Origin of the sequence: Kitasatospora sp. NPDC004723 (assembly GCF_040609255.1) — a bacterium.
GTDB lineage: Bacteria > Actinomycetota > Actinomycetes > Streptomycetales > Streptomycetaceae > Kitasatospora.
Genome location: NZ_JBEXJT010000051.1, coordinates 45,413 through 60,716 on the forward strand (window position 1 = coordinate 45,413; position 15,304 = coordinate 60,716).

The following is a 15,304-nucleotide window of genomic DNA, read 5'->3' on the forward strand; positions in this document are numbered from 1 at the left end:
ACGGTCGTGAGCAACGACAACACCGTGGCGGGGAACAGGAAGCGGGACACCGGGCGGGGCCCGCTGCGCCTGCTCCGCCCGCTGCTCGACGCCTTACGGGCCACGGTGCACAGTGCGGCGCTGGCCGCCTTCGTGGTGCCGCAGATGGCCCTGCTCATCGCGGCCTCCTTCGCCGGCGGCCTGATGGGCCTCGGCGTGGGCATCCTGCTGGTGCCGCCGATCGCCCTGGCGGTCCGCCGGCTCGCCGGACTGCGGCGCACCCTGGCCGCCCGCTGGTCCGGCACCGAGATCCGCGAGCCCTACCTGCCGCAGCCGGAGGCCGAACCGGGCTTCCGGGGCCTCTGGGTACGCTCCCGGACGGTCCTGATCGACCCGGCCACCTGGCGGGACCTGATCTGGCTGCTCGTCGACCCCGCCGTCGGCTTCACCCTGCTGCTGCTCCCGCTGACCGTCATCGGCTACGGCGTCCTCGGCCTGCTGGAGCCCTGGGTCCGGGAGACCCTCGCGGCCCACGGCGGCGACAACATGTACCTGTGGGTGCACCTGACGGACGCCGGCAGCGCCCGGACCGCCGCCCTGCTCGGGCTGCCGGTCCTGCTGGCCGGCCTGGCGCTCGCCCCCGCCGCGCTGCGCGCCCACACCGCGCTCGCCAAGGCGCTGCTCGGCCCGACCGCCCACGCCGAGGCACTGGCCGCCCGCCGCAAGGTCGCCCACCTCACCGAGACCCGGCGCGACGCGCTGAACGCCCAGGCCGCCGAACTGCGGCGGATCGAACGGGACCTGCACGACGGCGCGCAGGCCCGGCTGGTGGCCATGGGCATGAACCTGGGCGTCGCCGAGCGGCTGGTCGAACGCGACCCGCAGGCCGCCAAGCAGCTGCTGGCCGAGACCCGCCAGGCCTCCGCGACCGCCCTCGGCGAACTGCGCGACCTGGTCCGCGGCATCCACCCGCCGGTCCTGGCGGACCGCGGACTCGTCGACGCGGTACGGGCGTTGGCCATGAACAGTCCGCTGGACGTGACCGTCTCCGCCGAGCTGCCGGGCCGACCCGAGGCCCCGGTCGAGTCCGCCGTCTACTTCGGCATCTCGGAGGCGCTGACCAACGCAGCCAAGCACTCCGGGGCCGCCCGCGTCGACGTCCAACTCTGGTACGCGGACGGCCTGCTGAAAGCCCAGGTCACCGACGACGGGACGGGCGGCGCCGACCCCTCGCGCGGCACCGGACTGCGCGGCCTGGAGCGCCGGCTTGCTACCTTCGACGGACTCCTGGCCGTCCGCAGCCCGCACGGCGGCCCCACCACCCTGACCATGGAGCTGCCGTGCGCGTTGTCCTCGCCGAGGACCTCTTCCTCCTGAGGGACGGCCTGGTCCGGATGCTGCAGGCCTACGACTTCGAGGTCGTGGCCGCCGTGGACACCGGACCGGACCTCCTCCAGGCGCTGCTCACCGAACGCCCCGACGTGGCCGTGGTCGACGTGCGGCTGCCCCCGACGTTCACCGACGAGGGCCTGCGGGCCGCGATGGAGGCGCGACGGCACCTGCCCGGACTGCCGGTGCTGGTGCTCTCCCAGTACGTCGAGCAGCTCTACGCCAAGGAGTTGCTCGCCGACGGACACGGCGCGATCGGCTACCTGCTGAAGGACCGGGTGTTCGACCCCGACCAGTTCGTGGAGACGGTCCACCGGGTGGCGGCGGGCGGCACCGCGCTCGACCCGCAGGTGATCGCCACGCTGGTCGACAGCACCGGCCGCAGGAAGCCACTGGACCGGCTGACGCCCCGGGAGCGCGAGGTGCTGCAGCTGATGGCGGAGGGGCGCTCCAACGCCGCGATCGCCGAGCGCATGGTGATCACCGAGCGGGCGGTGAAGAAGCACACCACCAACATCTTCCTCAAGCTCGACCTGCCGCCCTCGGAGGAGGACCACCGCCGGGTGCTGGCGGTGCTGGCCTTCCTGGAGGTCGCCTCCTAGGGCCGGGGCGGCGGGGCGCGCTACGCCGCGGCCTGCTGCGGGTCTGCCACGACGAGGACGCGCGCGCTGTCCACCGGCTGGCGGGCGCCGAGGCCGCACGGTTCCCGGACCTGCCGGCGAGCGCCCGGGAGCGGACGGCCCTGCGGCTGCACTCCGCCCTCGCCGACCGCCTGGCCCGCCTGGTCCTCACCGGGCGCCTGCGCGCGTGCGACCCGGAGACCGCCGCCGAGCACTTCCTCGCCCTGCTCACGGGCCCGCTGGAGTACCGCCCCGACGCCGACCCGGAGGCCGTCGCGGAGGCCGCGGTGGAGGTGTTCCTCCGCGCCTACGGTTCCGGCTGACTCCGCCCCCGACGTGGGGTCGGATGGCGCGGGGTCAGATGGCGCGGCCGGCGGAACGGAGTCGGAGTTCGGTGAGGGCGGCGCGGGGCGGGGTGGTGGCGAAGAGGACGCGGAGGGGTGAGCCGGTGCTGAGGGTGGTGGCCGCCGCCGCGTCCAGGATGGCCAGCAGCGTGGAGAGTTGGGCGGGCGGCTCGTCGGCGAGGAGGGCGTCGGCGGCCGTGACGAGGACGAGGAGGTGGGTGGTGGTCCCGGCGCCGGGTGGGTGGAGGATGTCGTGCAGGCACTCCTCGAAGGCGTCCCAGTTGCGGCCGAAGTAGCTGGGGAAGGCCAGGGATTCGGCCCACTCGGTGAACAGGGCGGCCCTGGTGCGGCAGTGGTCGCCGCGGACGAGGCGGAGCCGGTGGGTGCCGATGGCGAACCCGGCCCAGGGCCGGCCGGGCAGGAGGTCCCACCGGGCCGGGCCGAGGGGCGCGTCGGGCGTATCGGCCGCGTCGGGCGTGTCAGCAGCCATCGGAGATCTCGCGGAAGTTGGCGTAGTGGTCGGCGGTGTACCAGGCATCGCCGGTGGTGGCGTCGCGGACCAGGCGCTCGGCGTCACGGCGGGTGGTGGGCGTCGGGCGGGGGTTGACGTCGTACTCGCGGTAGGTGCCGCCGGACGGGAGGTCGCCGCTGCGGTTGCCGTACGGGTTGCTGCCGCGGACGTACTGCGGGCCGGGGAGGCGGAAGTCGACCGGCTGGGGGTTGCCGGGCCAGCCGAGGGCGCGCCAGGTGTCGCAGGCCCGGGCGACCTGGGACGGGAAGTCCTCGACGGGGAGCGGGGGTTGGACGATCGCCCGGGCGGTGGGGACCGCCCAGGCGGGGGCGGCGGGAAGGACGGGGCAGGCGAGAGCGAGGACCAGGGCGGCCTGGGCCGGACGGCGGAGGGTCATGGGTACCCGTTTCGGTGCGAGGGCGGTTGCATCGAAGGGGTACCGCGCGGGGGTTGGCCGGATGGGCGGGCGCGCCGGGGCCGGGCACGCCGCTCACCCGTCCGGGTGGTGTGGCGGCGAGCGGGCGTCAGCCGGAGAGAGTGAGGACGACCTCGTCGATCTCCTCGCCACGGGCGTTCGCGAAGCCGCGCTCGCGGCGGGTCACCACGAATCCGCACTTCTCCAGGACCCGGACGGAGCCGCCGTTGTCGGCGGCCACGCGGGCGTGCAGCGGGCGCCCCGGCAGGGCGGCGAGCAGTTCGCGCAGCGCGGCGGTCGCCGCCCCACGGCCCCAGTACTCGCGCCCGATCCAGTACGTGACCTCGCGTTCCTCGGGCGGACCGAAGACGCCGACGTGACCGAGGACTTCCCCGTGCACGCCGACGACGGTGCGCACGAGGACGGCCGGATCGCGGCGGAGCCGCTCCCAGTGCGCGTCGAACCACGCGCGGTCCGAGGGGTCCTCGGCGGTGAACGCCGCCAGGCGGATCCCCTCGGGGTCGCTCGTCTGGGCGAAGAGGGCGGGCAGGTCGCCGTCCCGCACTTCGCGCAGGGTGACGTCCATGGGTCAGTCGAGACAGAACTCGTTGCCCGCGATGTCCTGCATCACGATGCAGGACTCGTTCTCGCCGTCGGCCTCCATGACGTACAGGCAGACCGCGCCGAGCGCCACCAGCCGGTCACGTTCGGCCTTGAGGGTGGCCAGGCGCTCCTCCCCCACGAGTCCGGTGCCGGCGCGGACGTCGAGGTGCAGCCGGTTCTTGACGACCTTGCCCTCGGGAACGCGCTGGAAGAGCACGCGCGGGCCCTCGCCGGTGGGGTCGGTGCAGGCGAAGTACTGGGGCTCCTTGTCGGGCGACTCCGAGCGGTCGAAGTCGTCCCAGGTGGCGAACCCGTCCGGGGGTGAGGCGACGTATCCCAGCACCTCGCACCAGAAGCGGGCCAGGCGCGTGGGTTCCGCGCAGTCGAAGGTGACCTGGAACTTCTTGACCGATGGCATCCGGCGAGCGTAGCAAGCGGAACTCGCCCGTTCGATCGGATTTTCGGGGGTCAGTCGGGCTGGTCGTCGTCGGTGTGGTGGTGGATTTTGAGGGCGGTGATGACGCCGGTGATCACGGTGGTGAGGGCGAGGGCGAGGAGGGCGGCGAAGGCCGCGCCGATGAGGAAGTTCACGGGGTCCTGATCCCCTCGCGGAGGAGGGTGAGGAGGTTGAGGAGGGTGGCGACGGAGGTGTCGCCGAAGTCGACGAGGAGGCGGCCGTCGATGGTGGTGCCGTTGACGGCGGCGGAGCCCCACTGGATGCCGAACGGCTTGCCGCGCTCGTGGAGTTCGCGGAGGAGGTAGGTGACTTCGAGGTCGGTGTAGGTGCGCAGGGTCGGGTCGCCGGGGGTGAGGGGGGCGTTCACGCGGCGGCGTCCAGCTCGAACCAGGTGACCTTGCCGGTCTTGGTGGGGGTGGCGCCGAAGCGGTGGGTGAGGGCGCGGACGAGGTGGAGGCCGCGCCCGGAGAGGGAGTAGGGGTCGGCGGGGGTGGTGGGGGGTTCGGGGAGGGTGGGGCTGTCGTCGCACACGGAGACGCGGAGGGTGCGGGAGCGGAGGACGACGATGACGCGGGGGGCCTGGCAGCCGGCGTGCCGCCAGGCGTTGACGTAGAGCTCGTGGAGGGCGAGCTCGGCGTCGGCGATGGCGTCCGGCTGCCAGAGGGAGGCGAGGAGGGCGGAGCGCAGCTCGTCGCGGGCGGCGGACCAGTCGGGTGGGTTGAGGGCACACATAGGAGACCTCCGTGGGGTGGTGGTGAGGGAGTTGGGGAGGTGTCGCCGTGAGCCAGGCCGGTGCGGTTGCTCTTCGGCGCCCGGGCAGCAGGTACCTACTGCCGGAGAAATAGGCATTTCTGACGACTCGTCTGGTCGATCGTGAGACGACCATAGCGCATGGCCACTAAAAATTTAGTGGCGAAGCCCAAAGTTCCCCCTTGAGAGGGGCGGGCGTCCGGAGCTTCGCTTCCGGTTGGACCCTCCAGTGGCCCGCGCGGCACACTGGCCACACTCGACGCCGAAAGGACACCATGCCCGGTCGCAGCAACCCGACTCTTCGCCAGCGACGGCTCGGCGCAGAGCTACGCAAGATGCGCGAGCAGGCCGGCCTCGGCGGCACCGAGCTGGGGAGACTCCTCGGCGCGAGCCCGTCGGTAGTGACGCAGATGGAAAGCGCGAGGATCGGCGTGAGCGCCGAGCGCGTGCGCTCGTTCGCCGCAGTCTGCAAGTGCACCAACCAGTCCCTCGTCGACGCACTCGTCGAGATGGCCATCGAGCGCGGCAAGGGCTGGTGGGAGGAATATCAGGGAGTCCTACCGACAGACTTCCTGGAGATCGCAGAGATGGAGGCCCATGCCCACAAGCTCTATACGTGGGCGACCACCTACATCCCGGGGCTGCAGCAGACCGGGACCTACGCTTCGGCGGTCTTCTCTCGCATTTCCCCGCCGCTGCCGCGCCACGACATCGATGTCAGGACCGCTTTCCGCGTGCAACGTCAGCGCGTGGTCCGGGGCCGCCGGACACCGTATGTCTCATTCATCCACGAGGCCGCACTGCGGATGCAGTTCGGAGGCCCGAGGGTACTCGCCGACCAACTCGCAGCCCTGATTGAAGCTTCCGAACAGCCCAGCATGTCCGTGCGGGTGGTGCCTTTCGACATGGATACCTTCCCGGGCGCCGGCGAGAACATCATGTACGCCGAAGGGCAGGTTCCGGAGCTGGACACCCTGCAGATGGACAGCGCACAGGGCGTCCTCTTCTTCCACTCACAGGCGGATCTGGCGAACCAGCGTGCGACATTCGCCGGGCTGGACTCCACGGCTCTTTCCGAGGATGCCTCACGAGACTTCATCCGGAACATCGCAAGTGAGCTGAAGGGCAAGTATGAGTAAGTCTGCATGGCAGAAGTCCAGCTACAGCGGCGCGTCAAACGAGTGCGTCGAAGTACGCACTGCGAACAGCCTGATCGAACTACGTGAGTCCGACAGCGGAGAGATCGTCATCCGCACCGCGCCTCGCAAGTTCGTTGAGTTCCTCCAGAGCGTCAAGAGCGGCGAGTTCGACCACCACGCCGAACACTAGGCCTGACCTGAACCCCCGTGTGGCTCCTCGCCCGACCGGCGAGGAGCCACACGGGATTCATCACTACATCTTTAGGCGAATTGCACTCAAGGGTACCGGAACGGCGAGTCGAGGGGCCCGGTTCGGCGCTCACGAACGGGTGAATATGGGCCCTCGTGACAGGATCGGGCGGGTCCGGCCGCTCGATCGAAAGGTCCTCCCCACCCCATGGGCTCGCAGCACTACGCCGTCATCAAGACCAACCACGGCTCCATCACCGCCAAGCTCTTCCAGTTCCACACCCCTCGCACCGTGCGCAACTTCGTCGAACTGGCGGAAGGCTCCCGGGAGTGGACCGACCCCTCGACCAACTCCCCCACCACCGCCCCGCTCTACAACGGGACGACCTTCCACCGCGTCATCCCCAACTTCATGATCCAGGGCGGCGACCCCCTCGGTGACGGCACCGGCGGCCCCGGCTACGCCTTCCCCGACGAGTTCCACCCCGAGCTCTTCTTCACCAAGCCCTACCTCCTCGCCATGGCCAACGCGGGCCCGAACACCAACGGCTCCCAGTTCTTCATCACCACCCGCGCCACCCCGCACCTCAACCGCAAGCACACCATCTTCGGCGAGGTCACCGACCCCGACAGCCAGAAGGTCGTCGATTCCATCGCCGCCACCCCGACCGGCCCCGGCGACCGCCCGCTCGAACCCGTCGTCATCGAGTCGATCACCATCGAAATCCGCTGACGCCCCACCCGGAGTAGGAAGTCGGCCCCGCCGACTTCCTACTCTGCCCCACCCCCGAACACCACCCCGCCCCGTACGGATCCCCCGCCGCCCGCGGCAACCTCACGCTCGCCGGCAAGCCGCTCACCCCGCTGCCCACCCGCACGGCCGTGCAGGCCCTGTTCGTCGCGGCGGCGGTGGCGGCGGCGGTCCAGGAGCTGTTCAAGGTGCGGATCTCGGCCTGGCCCGATGGTGGGCCGGCGCCTCCGGCAGGACTCGGCGTCGTGGCGCGTTCTGACGTGACGGATACCGCATGGCCCGGCGGCTGCCACCGGGCCGTTGCCACGGCGGCTGCGGGACCGCTTCACGGCGCCGCCGGACGCCCCATTCGCTCACGGGCCGTTTCGCCGCGCCGCGCCACCGGGACCGCGCCCGTCGCCTCGGCCAGGCCGTACGGCGGCATGTCGATGTATATCGCCTCATGGGAGCCGGCCGGCACCACGAAGGTCTCGTGCCAGATGCCGACGCTCCCCGCGCCTTCGCGAGCCAGGCGGTTGAAGGCCGCCCAGGCCGGCCGGTGCTCCTGCCCCTGATCGGCGGCATAGGCGAGCAGCTTCTCCGGAGACTCCCAGTACTGGACCAACTCGACCACCCGGGGCAGGCCCAGCAGCATCCGGTAGCCGAGCAGCCCGCTGTGCGGATCCTCGGCGAGTTCCTTGAGCATGCGCGGCATCGCGGCCGAGGCCGGCCACCAACTGCGCAGCGCACGGAACCGGTTGATTCGCATCCCGATGTGGAACACCACCACTGAACCCTCGTGATCGGCGGTGGTCCGGCCCCGGATCAGTGTTGCTGCCATGACGAAGTGCCTCCTCGGCGAGCCGTGGCCGGCCGCGCTTTATGGGTAGTTGAACTATCCTTGTAGGATACTTGCACTATCTTCACGAAGGGCGCAAGTGGATGCGACTCGCGGAACTGAGTGAACGCAGCGGGCTCCCGACCGCGACGATCAAGTACTACCTGCGGGAGCAACTCCTGCCGCCCGGCGTGCTGGTGAGCGCCAAACAGGCCGACTACGGCGAGGAACACCTGCGTCGACTGCGGCTGGTGCGGGCGCTGATCCAGATCGGCCGGATGCCGATCGCCACGGCCCGCGAGGTCCTGACCGCCATCGACGACGAGAGCCTCGACCAGAACGACCGCCTCGGCATGGCCGTCGGCGCGCTGCCCCCCGGCCCGACCCAGCCCGACCAGGACGACCGGGCCACCGTCGCCGCGCGCCGCGAGGCCGACCTCCTGCTCGACTCGCTGGGCTGGACGAACTGCGAGGACGCCTCATCGGGGCCCTACCGCGCGCTCGTCACCGCGCTGGCCGCGTTGGCCGCACTCGGTTACCCGCACGACCTCGACCACCTGGTGCCGTACGCCCAACAGGCCACCCGGCTGGCAGCGCACGACCTGGACATGGTCCAGGAGTACGAGAGCCCGTCGGAGCAGATCGAGGCAGCCGTGGCCCTCACCGTGCTCTACGAGCCCATCCTGCTGAGCCTGCGCCGCCTCGCCCATGCGCGGGAGAGCACCCTGCGCCACGGAACCCGCGCCACCGGCCGGTCGACCGCGTAAGCGGCGCCGGCCGTCACCCGCTGCTCGGCCAAGGCCCACTCGGCATCCGTCACGTCAGAACGCGCCACGATGCCGGACTGCCAGAGACGCCGGCCCACCATCGGGCCAGGCCGAATCCGCACCTTGAACAGCTCCTGGCGCCGCCCGGCCGCCGCCGGGAGGGCTCTCAGCCGACGGCCGCAAGCCGCGGCGGCACCCAGGTGCGGTGCCGGAGGATCGCCCGGATCGCGACCCGGGAGGGCGTGAGCCGCATCGCCGCGACCTGCATCGACGGGCTGGTCTTCGACCGGTTGGTGAGCGGCGGCGAGGTGCCACGCGAGGCGCTCGAAGGGCTGGTCGCCGCCGCCCTGCGCCGCGGCGGAGAGTGGCGGAGCGCAGGAAGTCGGCCCCGCCGACTTCCTGCTCCGGCGTGCTCCGCAAACGCGCGGACGCGGCCCGCCTTGGTGTGCGGGCCGCGTCCGAGTGCGGGCTTGAAGGGGCGAGCCCTTACTCCACGATGCCGGACTTGGCGATGGTGACCTTGGCCTTCGGGGCACCGCTCTGCGAACCGAGGTTCTCGATCTTCGTCACCAGGTCCATGCCGTCGACGACCTCGCCGAAGACGACGTGCTTGCCGTCCAGCCAGTTGGTCACGATGGTGGTGATGAAGAACTGCGAGCCGTTGGTGTTCTTGCCCGCGTTGGCCATGGAGAGCTGGCCCGGCTTGGTGTGCTTCAGCTGGAAGTTCTCGTCCTCGAACTTCTCGCCGTAGATGCTCTTGCCGCCGGTGCCGTTACCGCGGGTGAAGTCGCCACCCTGCAGCATGAACGCCGGGATGATGCGGTGGAAGGACGAGCCCTCGTAGCCGAAACCGTTCTGGCCGGTGGCCAGCTCACGGAAGTTGCGCGCGGTCTTCGGGACGATGTCGTCGAAGAGCGTGAAGACGATGCGGCCGGCCGGCTCGTCGTTGATGGTGATGTCGAAGAAAACGTTGGAACCCATGCAGGGATCATGGCATGCCGGGCGTCCCGACGCGCGGCACCCCCCGGCGTCCGGTCACGCTCCGCCGACCGGTGATCAACGGAATCGGCCCCCCTCGGGACGGTGCGGGGGCCAGGATGGCGGCGTGAAGAACGGGGAGGACAGGGTCCGCAACGAGGTCAGCGGCAGCGACGTCGGCAAGGTGTTCCAGGCCGGAACCATGCACGTCGCCCTCGGGGCGGTCGGTGGTGGACCGGCGCCGACGGCGCTCGCGTCGCTGCCCGCGCCCCCGGTGGACCTGGTGGGGCGCGGCGAGGTGTCGGAGGCGCTCCTGGCGCTGCTCGCGCCCTCGGCAGGGGACGGCGAGGAGGAGCGTACGGCGCTGTGGAAGCGACTGCTGGGCCACGACGTCATGCCGACAGCTTCCCGGAAGCTACGGGGATCTCGGGGCTCATGATGCTGGGAGTTCAGCACATGGCGATCTGGTGTTGACAGCCGGCCAAGCCCGCCGCCCCTGTCTATTCCACCTTGTGGGCGAGCAGGTAGGCCTGCGGGGTCCGCTCGCCCTCCTCCGCTTCGCGGATGAGGCGGGTGGTGACCTTCAGGCCCGCCTCGGTGGCCAACCGCTCAATAGCGCCGGGCTGCTGGCGGCGGAAGTCGAGGGTGACCGGGTGGCCGAAGGGGTCCTCGATACGCAGGGCGTCGTCGCCGACCTGGAAAGCGAGGACCAGCGGGGCTCCCGGGGCCAGGACGCGGTGGAACTCGGCGAAGACCCTCGGCAGCTGCCCGGCCGGGGTGTGGATGATCGAGTACCAGGCCACGATGCCGGACAGCTCGCCGTCGGCATACGGCAGGTCCAGCAGCGAACCGACCCGGAAGGGGATCTCCGGGTGGGCCGCGCGGGCCAGCTCCACCATCCGCGGGGAGAGGTCGAGGCCGGAGACGTCCAGGCCGAGGGCGGCCAGGTGACCGGTGATCCGGCCCGGGCCGCAGCCGAGTTCGGCGACGCGGCCTCCGCCGGCGGTCGTCACCAGCTCGGCGAAGGCGGCCAGCACGGCCCGGTCCCAGGTCGCGGTGGCCAGCGCGCCGCCGTAGCGGTCGGCGTAGTCGGCGGCGACGGCGTCGTAGAACGTCCGGGCGGCGGCGAGGAATTCGGGCTCCGTGGAGGTCACGGCGGTCGACCCTACCGGGGTTAGGATCGGCCGGTCGGGAGGGGCGGGAGGGGACACTGTGAAGATGCGGGTCGGGGTCTATCTGGCGCATCCGAAGCCGGGGAGCTTCAACCACGCGCTGTTCGAGGCCGTGGTGGACGAGTTGCGGGAACAGGGCGCCGAGGTCGTCGCGCACGACCTGTACGCCGAGGGGTTCTCGCCGCTGCTCGGCGCCGAGGACACGGAGACGGTGGCCGCGAGCGCGTCCGCCGAGGACGGGCAGCTCGCGCTGCACCGGGCCGAGGTGGCGACGCTGGACGCCCTCGTCCTCGTCCACCCCAACTGGTGGGGCATGCCGCCCGCCGTGCTGGCCGGGTGGGTGCAGCGGGTGATGGTGCCGGGCGTCGCGTACAAGCTGGGGTCGGCGGACGGGGAGCCCGTCGGGCTGCTGCGGGCCGGGCGGGCGCTGGTGCTGAACACCTCGGACACTCCGGAGGCCCGGGAGCGCGAGGAGTTCGGGGATCCGCTGGAGCGGATCTGGGCGGCGTGCGTGCTGCCCTACGTCGGTGTGACGGACGTTCGCAGGCGGGTGTTCCGCACGGTGACCGATTCCTCGGCCGGCGAGCGCACGCAGTGGCTGCGCCAGGCGCGGCAGGAGGTGGCGGCGCTGATCGGCTGACGCGGACCGGAGGACGTGCGCGCGGGCGCGTAGACGGCGGGCGGCGGAATGATCGTCCGGAGCGGAGCACCGGGCTGACGGCCCGTCGTGCGTGCTAGAACCGTCGACGGCTGTGACCGCTCACCCGCGGACCACCGCCCCCTGCACCGTGCATCCACCGGCAACTCCTCGACCGAAGGAGAACCATGTCCGTCGCACGTACCTTCCGCACCGCACGATCCGGCCTGCTCGCGGCCTCGGCCGCGGTGACCCTGCTGCTCTCCGGCGCCGCCGCCACCGCGCCCGCCTCCGCCACCACCACGACGACCACCGGTCTGGACGGCACCTACGCCTGTTCCGTCCCGGCCGGCTACGTCTACGACGGGGTGTCCATGAACCGCGCCTGCAGCGGCGGCGGCAGCTGGAACACTCCGCAGTTCCACCTGCGCACCCCCGTCGACGGCCTCACCGCCTGTACCAGCGCGCCGGGCTTCACCTACGACTCCATCGGCCACAGCACCACGTGCAGCCAGTCGTCGGGCACCCTCGCCAGCACCTTCCACCTGCGGATTCCGGCCGTCGGCATGTGGGCGTGCAGCGTCCCGTCCGGCTGGACCTACAGCGCCACCGGCTCGGGCCTGGACTGCGCCGCCGTCCAGGGTGTGCCGGGCACCAGGTTCCTCCTGGCCCACTGACCGGGCTCGCCCCGTAGCCGCGGACGGGCGGCCCGGCGGCAGCCGGGCCGCCCGTCCGCACCGCCCGCACCGGCTGCGCCGGGCGCGGCAGCGGGCGGCGACGCCGATCGGCTGACATGAACCGGAGGAACCGCACCTGGGCGCGTAGACGGCGGCCGGCGGAATGATCGTCGGGGGCGGAGCACCGGGCTGATGGTCCGCCGTACGTGCTAGAACCGTCGGCGGCAGTGAACGCTCACCCGCGTCCACCGCCGCCAGCACCGTGCACCCATCGGAACCTCCTCCACCGAAGGAGAACCATGTCCGTCGCACGAACCGCCCGTACCCTCCGGAGCGCCCTGCTCGCGGCCTTCGCCGCGCTGGCCCTGCTGCTCTCCGGCGCCGCCGCCACCGCGCCCGCCTCCGCCACCACGACCACCGCGACCACCGCCACCGGCCTGGACGGCGTGTGGGCCTGTGACGTCCCGGCCGGCTACGTCTACGACCAGGTGTCCATGAACCGCAGCTGTAGCGGCGGCGGCAGCTGGAACTCGCCCCAGTTCCACCTGCGCACCCCCGTCGACGGGCTGACCGCGTGCGTCAGCAACCCGGCCTTCGTCTACGACTCCATCTCCTGGGGCTACTCGTGCAGCCAGCAGTCCGGCGTGATCTCCAACGCCTACCACCTGCGCACCCCGTACGACGGTCTCACCGCGTGCGTGGGCACCCCGGCCTTCACCTATGACTTCACCGGCCGCAGCACCTCCTGCAGCCTGCTGTACGGGAGCAGCGTCCCGTCCACCACCTTCCACCTGCGCACGCCGGTGAACGGCATGTGGGCGTGCGACGTCCCGCGCGGCTGGACCTACAGCGCCACCACCTCGAACCTGGACTGCGCCACCGGCCCGAGTGTCCCGACCACCAAGTTCCTCCTGGTCCACTGAGGCCGAGCACGGCCCGCGGAACGGGCGGGCGACCCGGCACACGGCCGGGTCGCCCGCCCTCCTCCCGTTCAGCCCGGCGGCAGCTCCAGCTCCGCGACCTCCTGGTCCCCGCTGAACGCGCCCGTCGGCCGGAAGCCGAGGCGGGCGTAGAACCCCGCCGGACCGCCCTCCCCGGGTACGTAGGTGACGCAGACCCGGGTGCCGCCGCGGCGGCGGATCTCGGCGGCGACCTGCTCGACGGCGAAGCGGCCGTAGCCCCGGCCCTGGGTGTCGGCGGCGATGTTGAGGCGCCAGAGGCCGGAGCGCGGCTGATCGCCGGGCCGGAAGACGACGTCGAAGAAGGCCATCAGGAAGCCGACCGGTCGCTCGCCGTCGTAGACCAGCCTCGGCCAGGCGGTCTCCCCGTAGGCGTACGCCTCGGCGAGCGAGGTGGCCACCGGGGCGACCAGGTGCTCCTGGTCGGGGCGGACCTTCAGCTCCAGGGCGGCGTCGATGTTCTTCGGGGTGACCGGTTCGAGCCGCAGGGCGGGCTCCGGCGCCGATTCCGTCGGCGTGGGTGTGGACATGGCGGTCAGACTAGTGAGCGCCCGCCCGCCGGTCCCCCGGTTTTCACGGCGCCGGTGTGAACACCAGCGAGGCGTTGTGGCCGCCGAAGCCGAACGCGTTGGTGAGCGCCGCGCCGAGCGGGCCCCGGCGCGCGGCGCCCGCGACCACGTCCAGCTTGACCGCCGGGTCCTGCCGCTCCAGGTTGCGGGTGGGCGGGACGGCGCCGTCGCGCAGTGCGAGGACGGTCGCCAGCGCGCCCAGCGCGCCGGCCGCGCCGAAGAGGTGGCCGGTCATCGACTTGGTGGCGGTGACCAGCGGGTGGGCGCCGATCGCCGCGGTGACCGACTCGGCCTCGACCAGGTCGCCGAGCTGGGTGGAGGTGGCGTGGGCGTGGACGAGCGCGATGTCCAGCGGCGACAGCCCGGCCTCGGCGATCGCCCGGCGCATCGCGCGGACCTGGCCCTCGGCGGCGGCCGCGGTGATGTGGTGGGCGTCGGAGGTGACCGCCGCACCCGCCAGGGCGGCGTGGGCGCGGGCCCGGCGGGCGGCGGCGAAGCCGGCCCGTTCCAGGACGACGACGGCCGCGCCCTCGCCGATCACGAAACCGTCCCGGTCGACGTCGAAGGGGCGGGAGGCGCGGCCGGGCTCGTCGTTGCGCAGCGAGTGGGCCCTGGCCTGGGCGAAGCCGGCCAGCGGCAGCGGGCAGACGCACGCCTCGGCGCCGCCCGCCACCACCACGTCGGCCCGGCCGAGGCGGATGAGGTCCAGGCCGAGCGCGATGGCCTCGGCGCCGGACGCGCAGGCACTCACCGGGGTGTGTGCGCCGGCCCGGGCCCCGAGTTCGATGGAGACCCAGGCGGCCGGGCCGTTGGCCATCAGCATCGGCACGGTGTGCGGGGAGACCTTCCGGACGCCGGACGCCTCCAGGACGTCGTCCTGGCCGAGCATGGTGAGCGCTCCGCCGGTGCCGGTGCCGATCACCACCGCCAGCCGTTCGCCGTCGACCTCGGGGGCGCCGGCGTCGGCCCAGGCCTCGCGGGCGGCGATCAGCGCGACCTGCTCGCAGCGGTCGAGCCGCCGTGCCTGGACGCGGTCGAGCACCTCGGACGGCTCGACCGCGAGCTGCCCGGCGATCCGGATCGGGAGCCCGGCCGCCCAGTCGGCCTCGATCGGCCGGATGCCGCCCTGGCCGGCCAGCATCGCGGACCAGGTGGAGGGGACGTCGCCGCCGAGCGGGGTGGTGGCCCCGAGGCCGGTGACCAGCACCGGTTCGAGCGCGTGGGCCGGGGTCCGATTGTTGTCAGTACCCATCGAAATACCTCCATGGCTTCTGTGGAGATTGTGACATTGATACAACTCACCCCGCCGGTGGACGCGGGGCGATTTCACCTCATCACCCACCCTGCCACGGCATTGATGGCCGTTCAGGTGTGTCAGCGAGCCGATTCCACGAGCCAGGTCTTGTAGGACCTCAACAATCCCAGCGGAACGCCAGGAGCCCCCGGCCGAGGAGGTCGGCCGGGGGCTCCGGTGTGTGCCGTGCGGGGGTTACGGGAGGTTGCGGGCCATCACGATGCGCTGGATCTGGTTGGTGCCCTCGTAGATCTGCGTGATCTTCGCGTCCCGCATCATCCGCTCCA

Annotated in this window: 24 protein-coding genes and 1 pseudogene; 12 read left to right on the forward strand and 13 right to left on the reverse strand. The window is 72.0% G+C overall.

What is annotated here, in order from left to right; genetic code table 11:
- Positions 1 to 6: 6 nt before the first annotated feature.
- Genes ABZW10_RS32735 through ABZW10_RS32745 form a run of 3 tightly spaced genes read left to right on the forward strand, consistent with a single transcriptional unit; the run spans position 7 to position 2,311 of the window.
- Positions 7 to 1,356 (forward strand): sensor domain-containing protein, encoded by a 1,350-nt coding sequence (locus tag ABZW10_RS32735; RefSeq protein ID WP_355373299.1) that lies wholly within the window; start codon positions 7 to 9, stop codon positions 1,354 to 1,356.
- Positions 1,320 to 1,970, forward strand: coding sequence for a response regulator transcription factor (locus tag ABZW10_RS32740; RefSeq protein WP_355373301.1), 651 nt, complete (start codon positions 1,320 to 1,322; stop codon positions 1,968 to 1,970). Before ABZW10_RS32735 ends, ABZW10_RS32740 begins: the two co-directional genes overlap by 37 nt.
- A gap of 35 nt (positions 1,971 to 2,005) precedes the next feature.
- Complete coding sequence (locus ABZW10_RS32745) at positions 2,006 to 2,311, forward strand: TetR/AcrR family transcriptional regulator C-terminal domain-containing protein (protein WP_355373366.1); 306 nt, start codon at positions 2,006 to 2,008, stop codon at positions 2,309 to 2,311.
- Positions 2,312 to 2,345: 34 nt separating this feature from the next.
- Here ABZW10_RS32745 and ABZW10_RS32750 read toward each other — a convergent pair whose 3' ends face one another.
- The 7 genes from ABZW10_RS32750 to ABZW10_RS32780 all read right to left on the reverse strand — a co-directional run bounded on the left by ABZW10_RS32750 (position 2,346) and on the right by ABZW10_RS32780 (position 5,050).
- Positions 2,346 to 2,822: a barstar family protein gene (locus tag ABZW10_RS32750; protein ID WP_355373303.1), complete on the reverse strand. Its 477-nt coding sequence runs from the start codon at positions 2,820 to 2,822 to the stop codon at positions 2,346 to 2,348.
- The gene (locus tag ABZW10_RS32755) at positions 2,812 to 3,240 is read right to left on the reverse strand and encodes a ribonuclease domain-containing protein (protein WP_355373305.1); all 429 of its coding nucleotides are present in this window, start codon (positions 3,238 to 3,240) and stop codon (positions 2,812 to 2,814) included. Before ABZW10_RS32755 ends, ABZW10_RS32750 begins: the two co-directional genes overlap by 11 nt.
- Positions 3,241 to 3,367: 127 nt before the next feature.
- Positions 3,368 to 3,844 carry a GNAT family N-acetyltransferase gene (locus ABZW10_RS32760; RefSeq protein WP_355373308.1) on the reverse strand — a complete coding sequence of 159 codons (477 nt, stop codon included), beginning with the start codon at positions 3,842 to 3,844 and terminating at the stop codon, positions 3,368 to 3,370.
- A 3-nt stretch (positions 3,845 to 3,847) separates the two neighbouring features.
- A complete protein-coding gene (locus ABZW10_RS32765; protein WP_355373311.1) occupies positions 3,848 to 4,279 on the reverse strand; it encodes a VOC family protein in 432 nt (143 codons plus the stop codon).
- A 50-nt stretch (positions 4,280 to 4,329) separates the two neighbouring features.
- Positions 4,330 to 4,452, reverse strand: a complete 123-nt coding sequence (locus ABZW10_RS32770) for a hypothetical protein (RefSeq protein ID WP_355373314.1) — start codon at positions 4,450 to 4,452, stop codon at positions 4,330 to 4,332.
- Entirely contained in the window at positions 4,449 to 4,685 is a 237-nt protein-coding gene (locus ABZW10_RS32775) for a hypothetical protein (protein WP_355373317.1), read from the reverse strand. Before ABZW10_RS32775 ends, ABZW10_RS32770 begins: the two co-directional genes overlap by 4 nt.
- Positions 4,682 to 5,050, reverse strand: a complete 369-nt coding sequence (locus tag ABZW10_RS32780) for an ATP-binding protein (protein WP_355373320.1) — start codon at positions 5,048 to 5,050, stop codon at positions 4,682 to 4,684. Before ABZW10_RS32780 ends, ABZW10_RS32775 begins: the two co-directional genes overlap by 4 nt.
- Before the next feature lie 293 nt (positions 5,051 to 5,343).
- Here ABZW10_RS32780 and ABZW10_RS32785 point away from each other — a divergent pair, with 293 nt between their 5' ends.
- The 3 genes from ABZW10_RS32785 to ABZW10_RS32795 all read left to right on the forward strand — a co-directional run bounded on the left by ABZW10_RS32785 (position 5,344) and on the right by ABZW10_RS32795 (position 7,129).
- Positions 5,344 to 6,207 (forward strand): helix-turn-helix transcriptional regulator, encoded by an 864-nt coding sequence (locus tag ABZW10_RS32785; RefSeq protein ID WP_355373323.1) that lies wholly within the window; start codon positions 5,344 to 5,346, stop codon positions 6,205 to 6,207.
- Complete coding sequence (locus ABZW10_RS32790) at positions 6,200 to 6,397, forward strand: DUF397 domain-containing protein (protein WP_355373326.1); 198 nt, start codon at positions 6,200 to 6,202, stop codon at positions 6,395 to 6,397. Before ABZW10_RS32785 ends, ABZW10_RS32790 begins: the two co-directional genes overlap by 8 nt.
- A gap of 207 nt (positions 6,398 to 6,604) precedes the next feature.
- Entirely contained in the window at positions 6,605 to 7,129 is a 525-nt protein-coding gene (locus tag ABZW10_RS32795) for a peptidylprolyl isomerase (RefSeq protein WP_355373329.1), read from the forward strand.
- Positions 7,130 to 7,472: 343 nt separating this feature from the next.
- On the opposite strand, the gene ABZW10_RS32800 is transcribed toward ABZW10_RS32795, so the two are convergent.
- Positions 7,473 to 7,967 carry a DUF4188 domain-containing protein gene (locus ABZW10_RS32800; protein ID WP_355373332.1) on the reverse strand — a complete coding sequence of 165 codons (495 nt, stop codon included), beginning with the start codon at positions 7,965 to 7,967 and terminating at the stop codon, positions 7,473 to 7,475.
- 101 nt (positions 7,968 to 8,068) lie between these two features.
- Between ABZW10_RS32800 and ABZW10_RS32805 the strand changes: the two genes are divergently transcribed.
- Together ABZW10_RS32805 and ABZW10_RS32810 are read left to right on the forward strand one after the other, a co-directional pair.
- Positions 8,069 to 8,731, forward strand: coding sequence for a MerR family transcriptional regulator (locus tag ABZW10_RS32805; protein ID WP_355373335.1), 663 nt, complete (start codon positions 8,069 to 8,071; stop codon positions 8,729 to 8,731).
- 260 nt (positions 8,732 to 8,991) lie between these two features.
- Positions 8,992 to 9,084: pseudogene (locus ABZW10_RS32810) on the forward strand (TetR family transcriptional regulator); the annotation flags it as partial.
- Positions 9,085 to 9,217: 133 nt separating this feature from the next.
- Here the strand turns inward: ABZW10_RS32810 and ABZW10_RS32815 are convergent.
- Entirely contained in the window at positions 9,218 to 9,712 is a 495-nt protein-coding gene (locus tag ABZW10_RS32815) for a peptidylprolyl isomerase (protein ID WP_355373338.1), read from the reverse strand.
- A gap of 124 nt (positions 9,713 to 9,836) precedes the next feature.
- On the opposite strand from ABZW10_RS32815, the gene ABZW10_RS32820 reads away from it, so the two are divergent.
- Positions 9,837 to 10,148 carry a hypothetical protein gene (locus ABZW10_RS32820; protein WP_355373340.1) on the forward strand — a complete coding sequence of 104 codons (312 nt, stop codon included), beginning with the start codon at positions 9,837 to 9,839 and terminating at the stop codon, positions 10,146 to 10,148.
- 61 nt (positions 10,149 to 10,209) lie between these two features.
- Here the strand turns inward: ABZW10_RS32820 and ABZW10_RS32825 are convergent, their stop codons facing one another.
- Complete coding sequence (locus ABZW10_RS32825; protein WP_355373343.1) at positions 10,210 to 10,863, reverse strand: methyltransferase domain-containing protein; 654 nt, start codon at positions 10,861 to 10,863, stop codon at positions 10,210 to 10,212.
- A gap of 64 nt (positions 10,864 to 10,927) precedes the next feature.
- Here ABZW10_RS32825 and ABZW10_RS32830 point away from each other — a divergent pair, with 64 nt between their 5' ends.
- The 3 genes from ABZW10_RS32830 (at position 10,928) to ABZW10_RS32840 (ending at position 13,118) form a co-directional block, all read left to right on the forward strand.
- Positions 10,928 to 11,521, forward strand: coding sequence for an NAD(P)H-dependent oxidoreductase (locus tag ABZW10_RS32830; protein ID WP_355373346.1), 594 nt, complete (start codon positions 10,928 to 10,930; stop codon positions 11,519 to 11,521).
- A 185-nt stretch (positions 11,522 to 11,706) separates the two neighbouring features.
- On the forward strand, positions 11,707 to 12,195 hold the full coding sequence (locus ABZW10_RS32835; RefSeq protein ID WP_355373348.1) for a hypothetical protein: 489 nt from the start codon (positions 11,707 to 11,709) through the stop codon (positions 12,193 to 12,195).
- A gap of 299 nt (positions 12,196 to 12,494) precedes the next feature.
- Positions 12,495 to 13,118: a hypothetical protein gene (locus ABZW10_RS32840; RefSeq protein ID WP_355373351.1), complete on the forward strand. Its 624-nt coding sequence runs from the start codon at positions 12,495 to 12,497 to the stop codon at positions 13,116 to 13,118.
- A gap of 68 nt (positions 13,119 to 13,186) precedes the next feature.
- Here the strand turns inward: ABZW10_RS32840 and ABZW10_RS32845 are convergent, their stop codons facing one another.
- From ABZW10_RS32845 to ABZW10_RS32855, 3 genes are all read right to left on the reverse strand, one after another.
- The gene (locus ABZW10_RS32845; RefSeq protein WP_355373353.1) at positions 13,187 to 13,684 is read right to left on the reverse strand and encodes a GNAT family N-acetyltransferase; all 498 of its coding nucleotides are present in this window, start codon (positions 13,682 to 13,684) and stop codon (positions 13,187 to 13,189) included.
- 43 nt (positions 13,685 to 13,727) lie between these two features.
- Positions 13,728 to 14,975, reverse strand: a complete 1,248-nt coding sequence (locus ABZW10_RS32850; RefSeq protein ID WP_355373356.1) for a beta-ketoacyl-[acyl-carrier-protein] synthase family protein — start codon at positions 14,973 to 14,975, stop codon at positions 13,728 to 13,730.
- Between the two features lie 237 nt (positions 14,976 to 15,212).
- Positions 15,213 to 15,304, reverse strand: a 92-nt coding sequence (locus ABZW10_RS32855; protein WP_355372531.1) for an acyl-CoA dehydrogenase family protein, incomplete at its 5' end; no start/stop codon positions are given.

Excerpts from the sequence above, each read along its gene's own strand:
- ABZW10_RS32750 (WP_355373303.1), bottom strand. The coding sequence starts at position 2,822 with ATGGCTGCTGACACGCCCGACGCGGCCGATACGCCCGACGCGCCCCTC.
- ABZW10_RS32755 (WP_355373305.1), bottom strand. The coding sequence starts at position 3,240 with ATGACCCTCCGCCGTCCGGCCCAGGCCGCCCTGGTCCTCGCTCTCGCC.
- ABZW10_RS32760 (WP_355373308.1), bottom strand. The coding sequence starts at position 3,844 with ATGGACGTCACCCTGCGCGAAGTGCGGGACGGCGACCTGCCCGCCCTC.
- ABZW10_RS32765 (WP_355373311.1), bottom strand. The coding sequence starts at position 4,279 with ATGCCATCGGTCAAGAAGTTCCAGGTCACCTTCGACTGCGCGGAACCC.
- ABZW10_RS32780 (WP_355373320.1), bottom strand. The coding sequence starts at position 5,050 with ATGTGTGCCCTCAACCCACCCGACTGGTCCGCCGCCCGCGACGAGCTG.
- ABZW10_RS32785 (WP_355373323.1), top strand. The coding sequence starts at position 5,344 with ATGCCCGGTCGCAGCAACCCGACTCTTCGCCAGCGACGGCTCGGCGCA.
- ABZW10_RS32790 (WP_355373326.1), top strand. The coding sequence starts at position 6,200 with ATGAGTAAGTCTGCATGGCAGAAGTCCAGCTACAGCGGCGCGTCAAAC.
- ABZW10_RS32795 (WP_355373329.1), top strand. The coding sequence starts at position 6,605 with ATGGGCTCGCAGCACTACGCCGTCATCAAGACCAACCACGGCTCCATC.
- ABZW10_RS32800 (WP_355373332.1), bottom strand. The coding sequence starts at position 7,967 with ATGGCAGCAACACTGATCCGGGGCCGGACCACCGCCGATCACGAGGGT.
- ABZW10_RS32805 (WP_355373335.1), top strand. The coding sequence starts at position 8,069 with ATGCGACTCGCGGAACTGAGTGAACGCAGCGGGCTCCCGACCGCGACG.
- ABZW10_RS32815 (WP_355373338.1), bottom strand. The coding sequence starts at position 9,712 with ATGGGTTCCAACGTTTTCTTCGACATCACCATCAACGACGAGCCGGCC.
- ABZW10_RS32830 (WP_355373346.1), top strand. The coding sequence starts at position 10,928 with ATGCGGGTCGGGGTCTATCTGGCGCATCCGAAGCCGGGGAGCTTCAAC.
- ABZW10_RS32835 (WP_355373348.1), top strand. The coding sequence starts at position 11,707 with ATGTCCGTCGCACGTACCTTCCGCACCGCACGATCCGGCCTGCTCGCG.
- ABZW10_RS32840 (WP_355373351.1), top strand. The coding sequence starts at position 12,495 with ATGTCCGTCGCACGAACCGCCCGTACCCTCCGGAGCGCCCTGCTCGCG.
- ABZW10_RS32845 (WP_355373353.1), bottom strand. The coding sequence starts at position 13,684 with ATGTCCACACCCACGCCGACGGAATCGGCGCCGGAGCCCGCCCTGCGG.
- ABZW10_RS32850 (WP_355373356.1), bottom strand. The coding sequence starts at position 14,975 with ATGGGTACTGACAACAATCGGACCCCGGCCCACGCGCTCGAACCGGTG.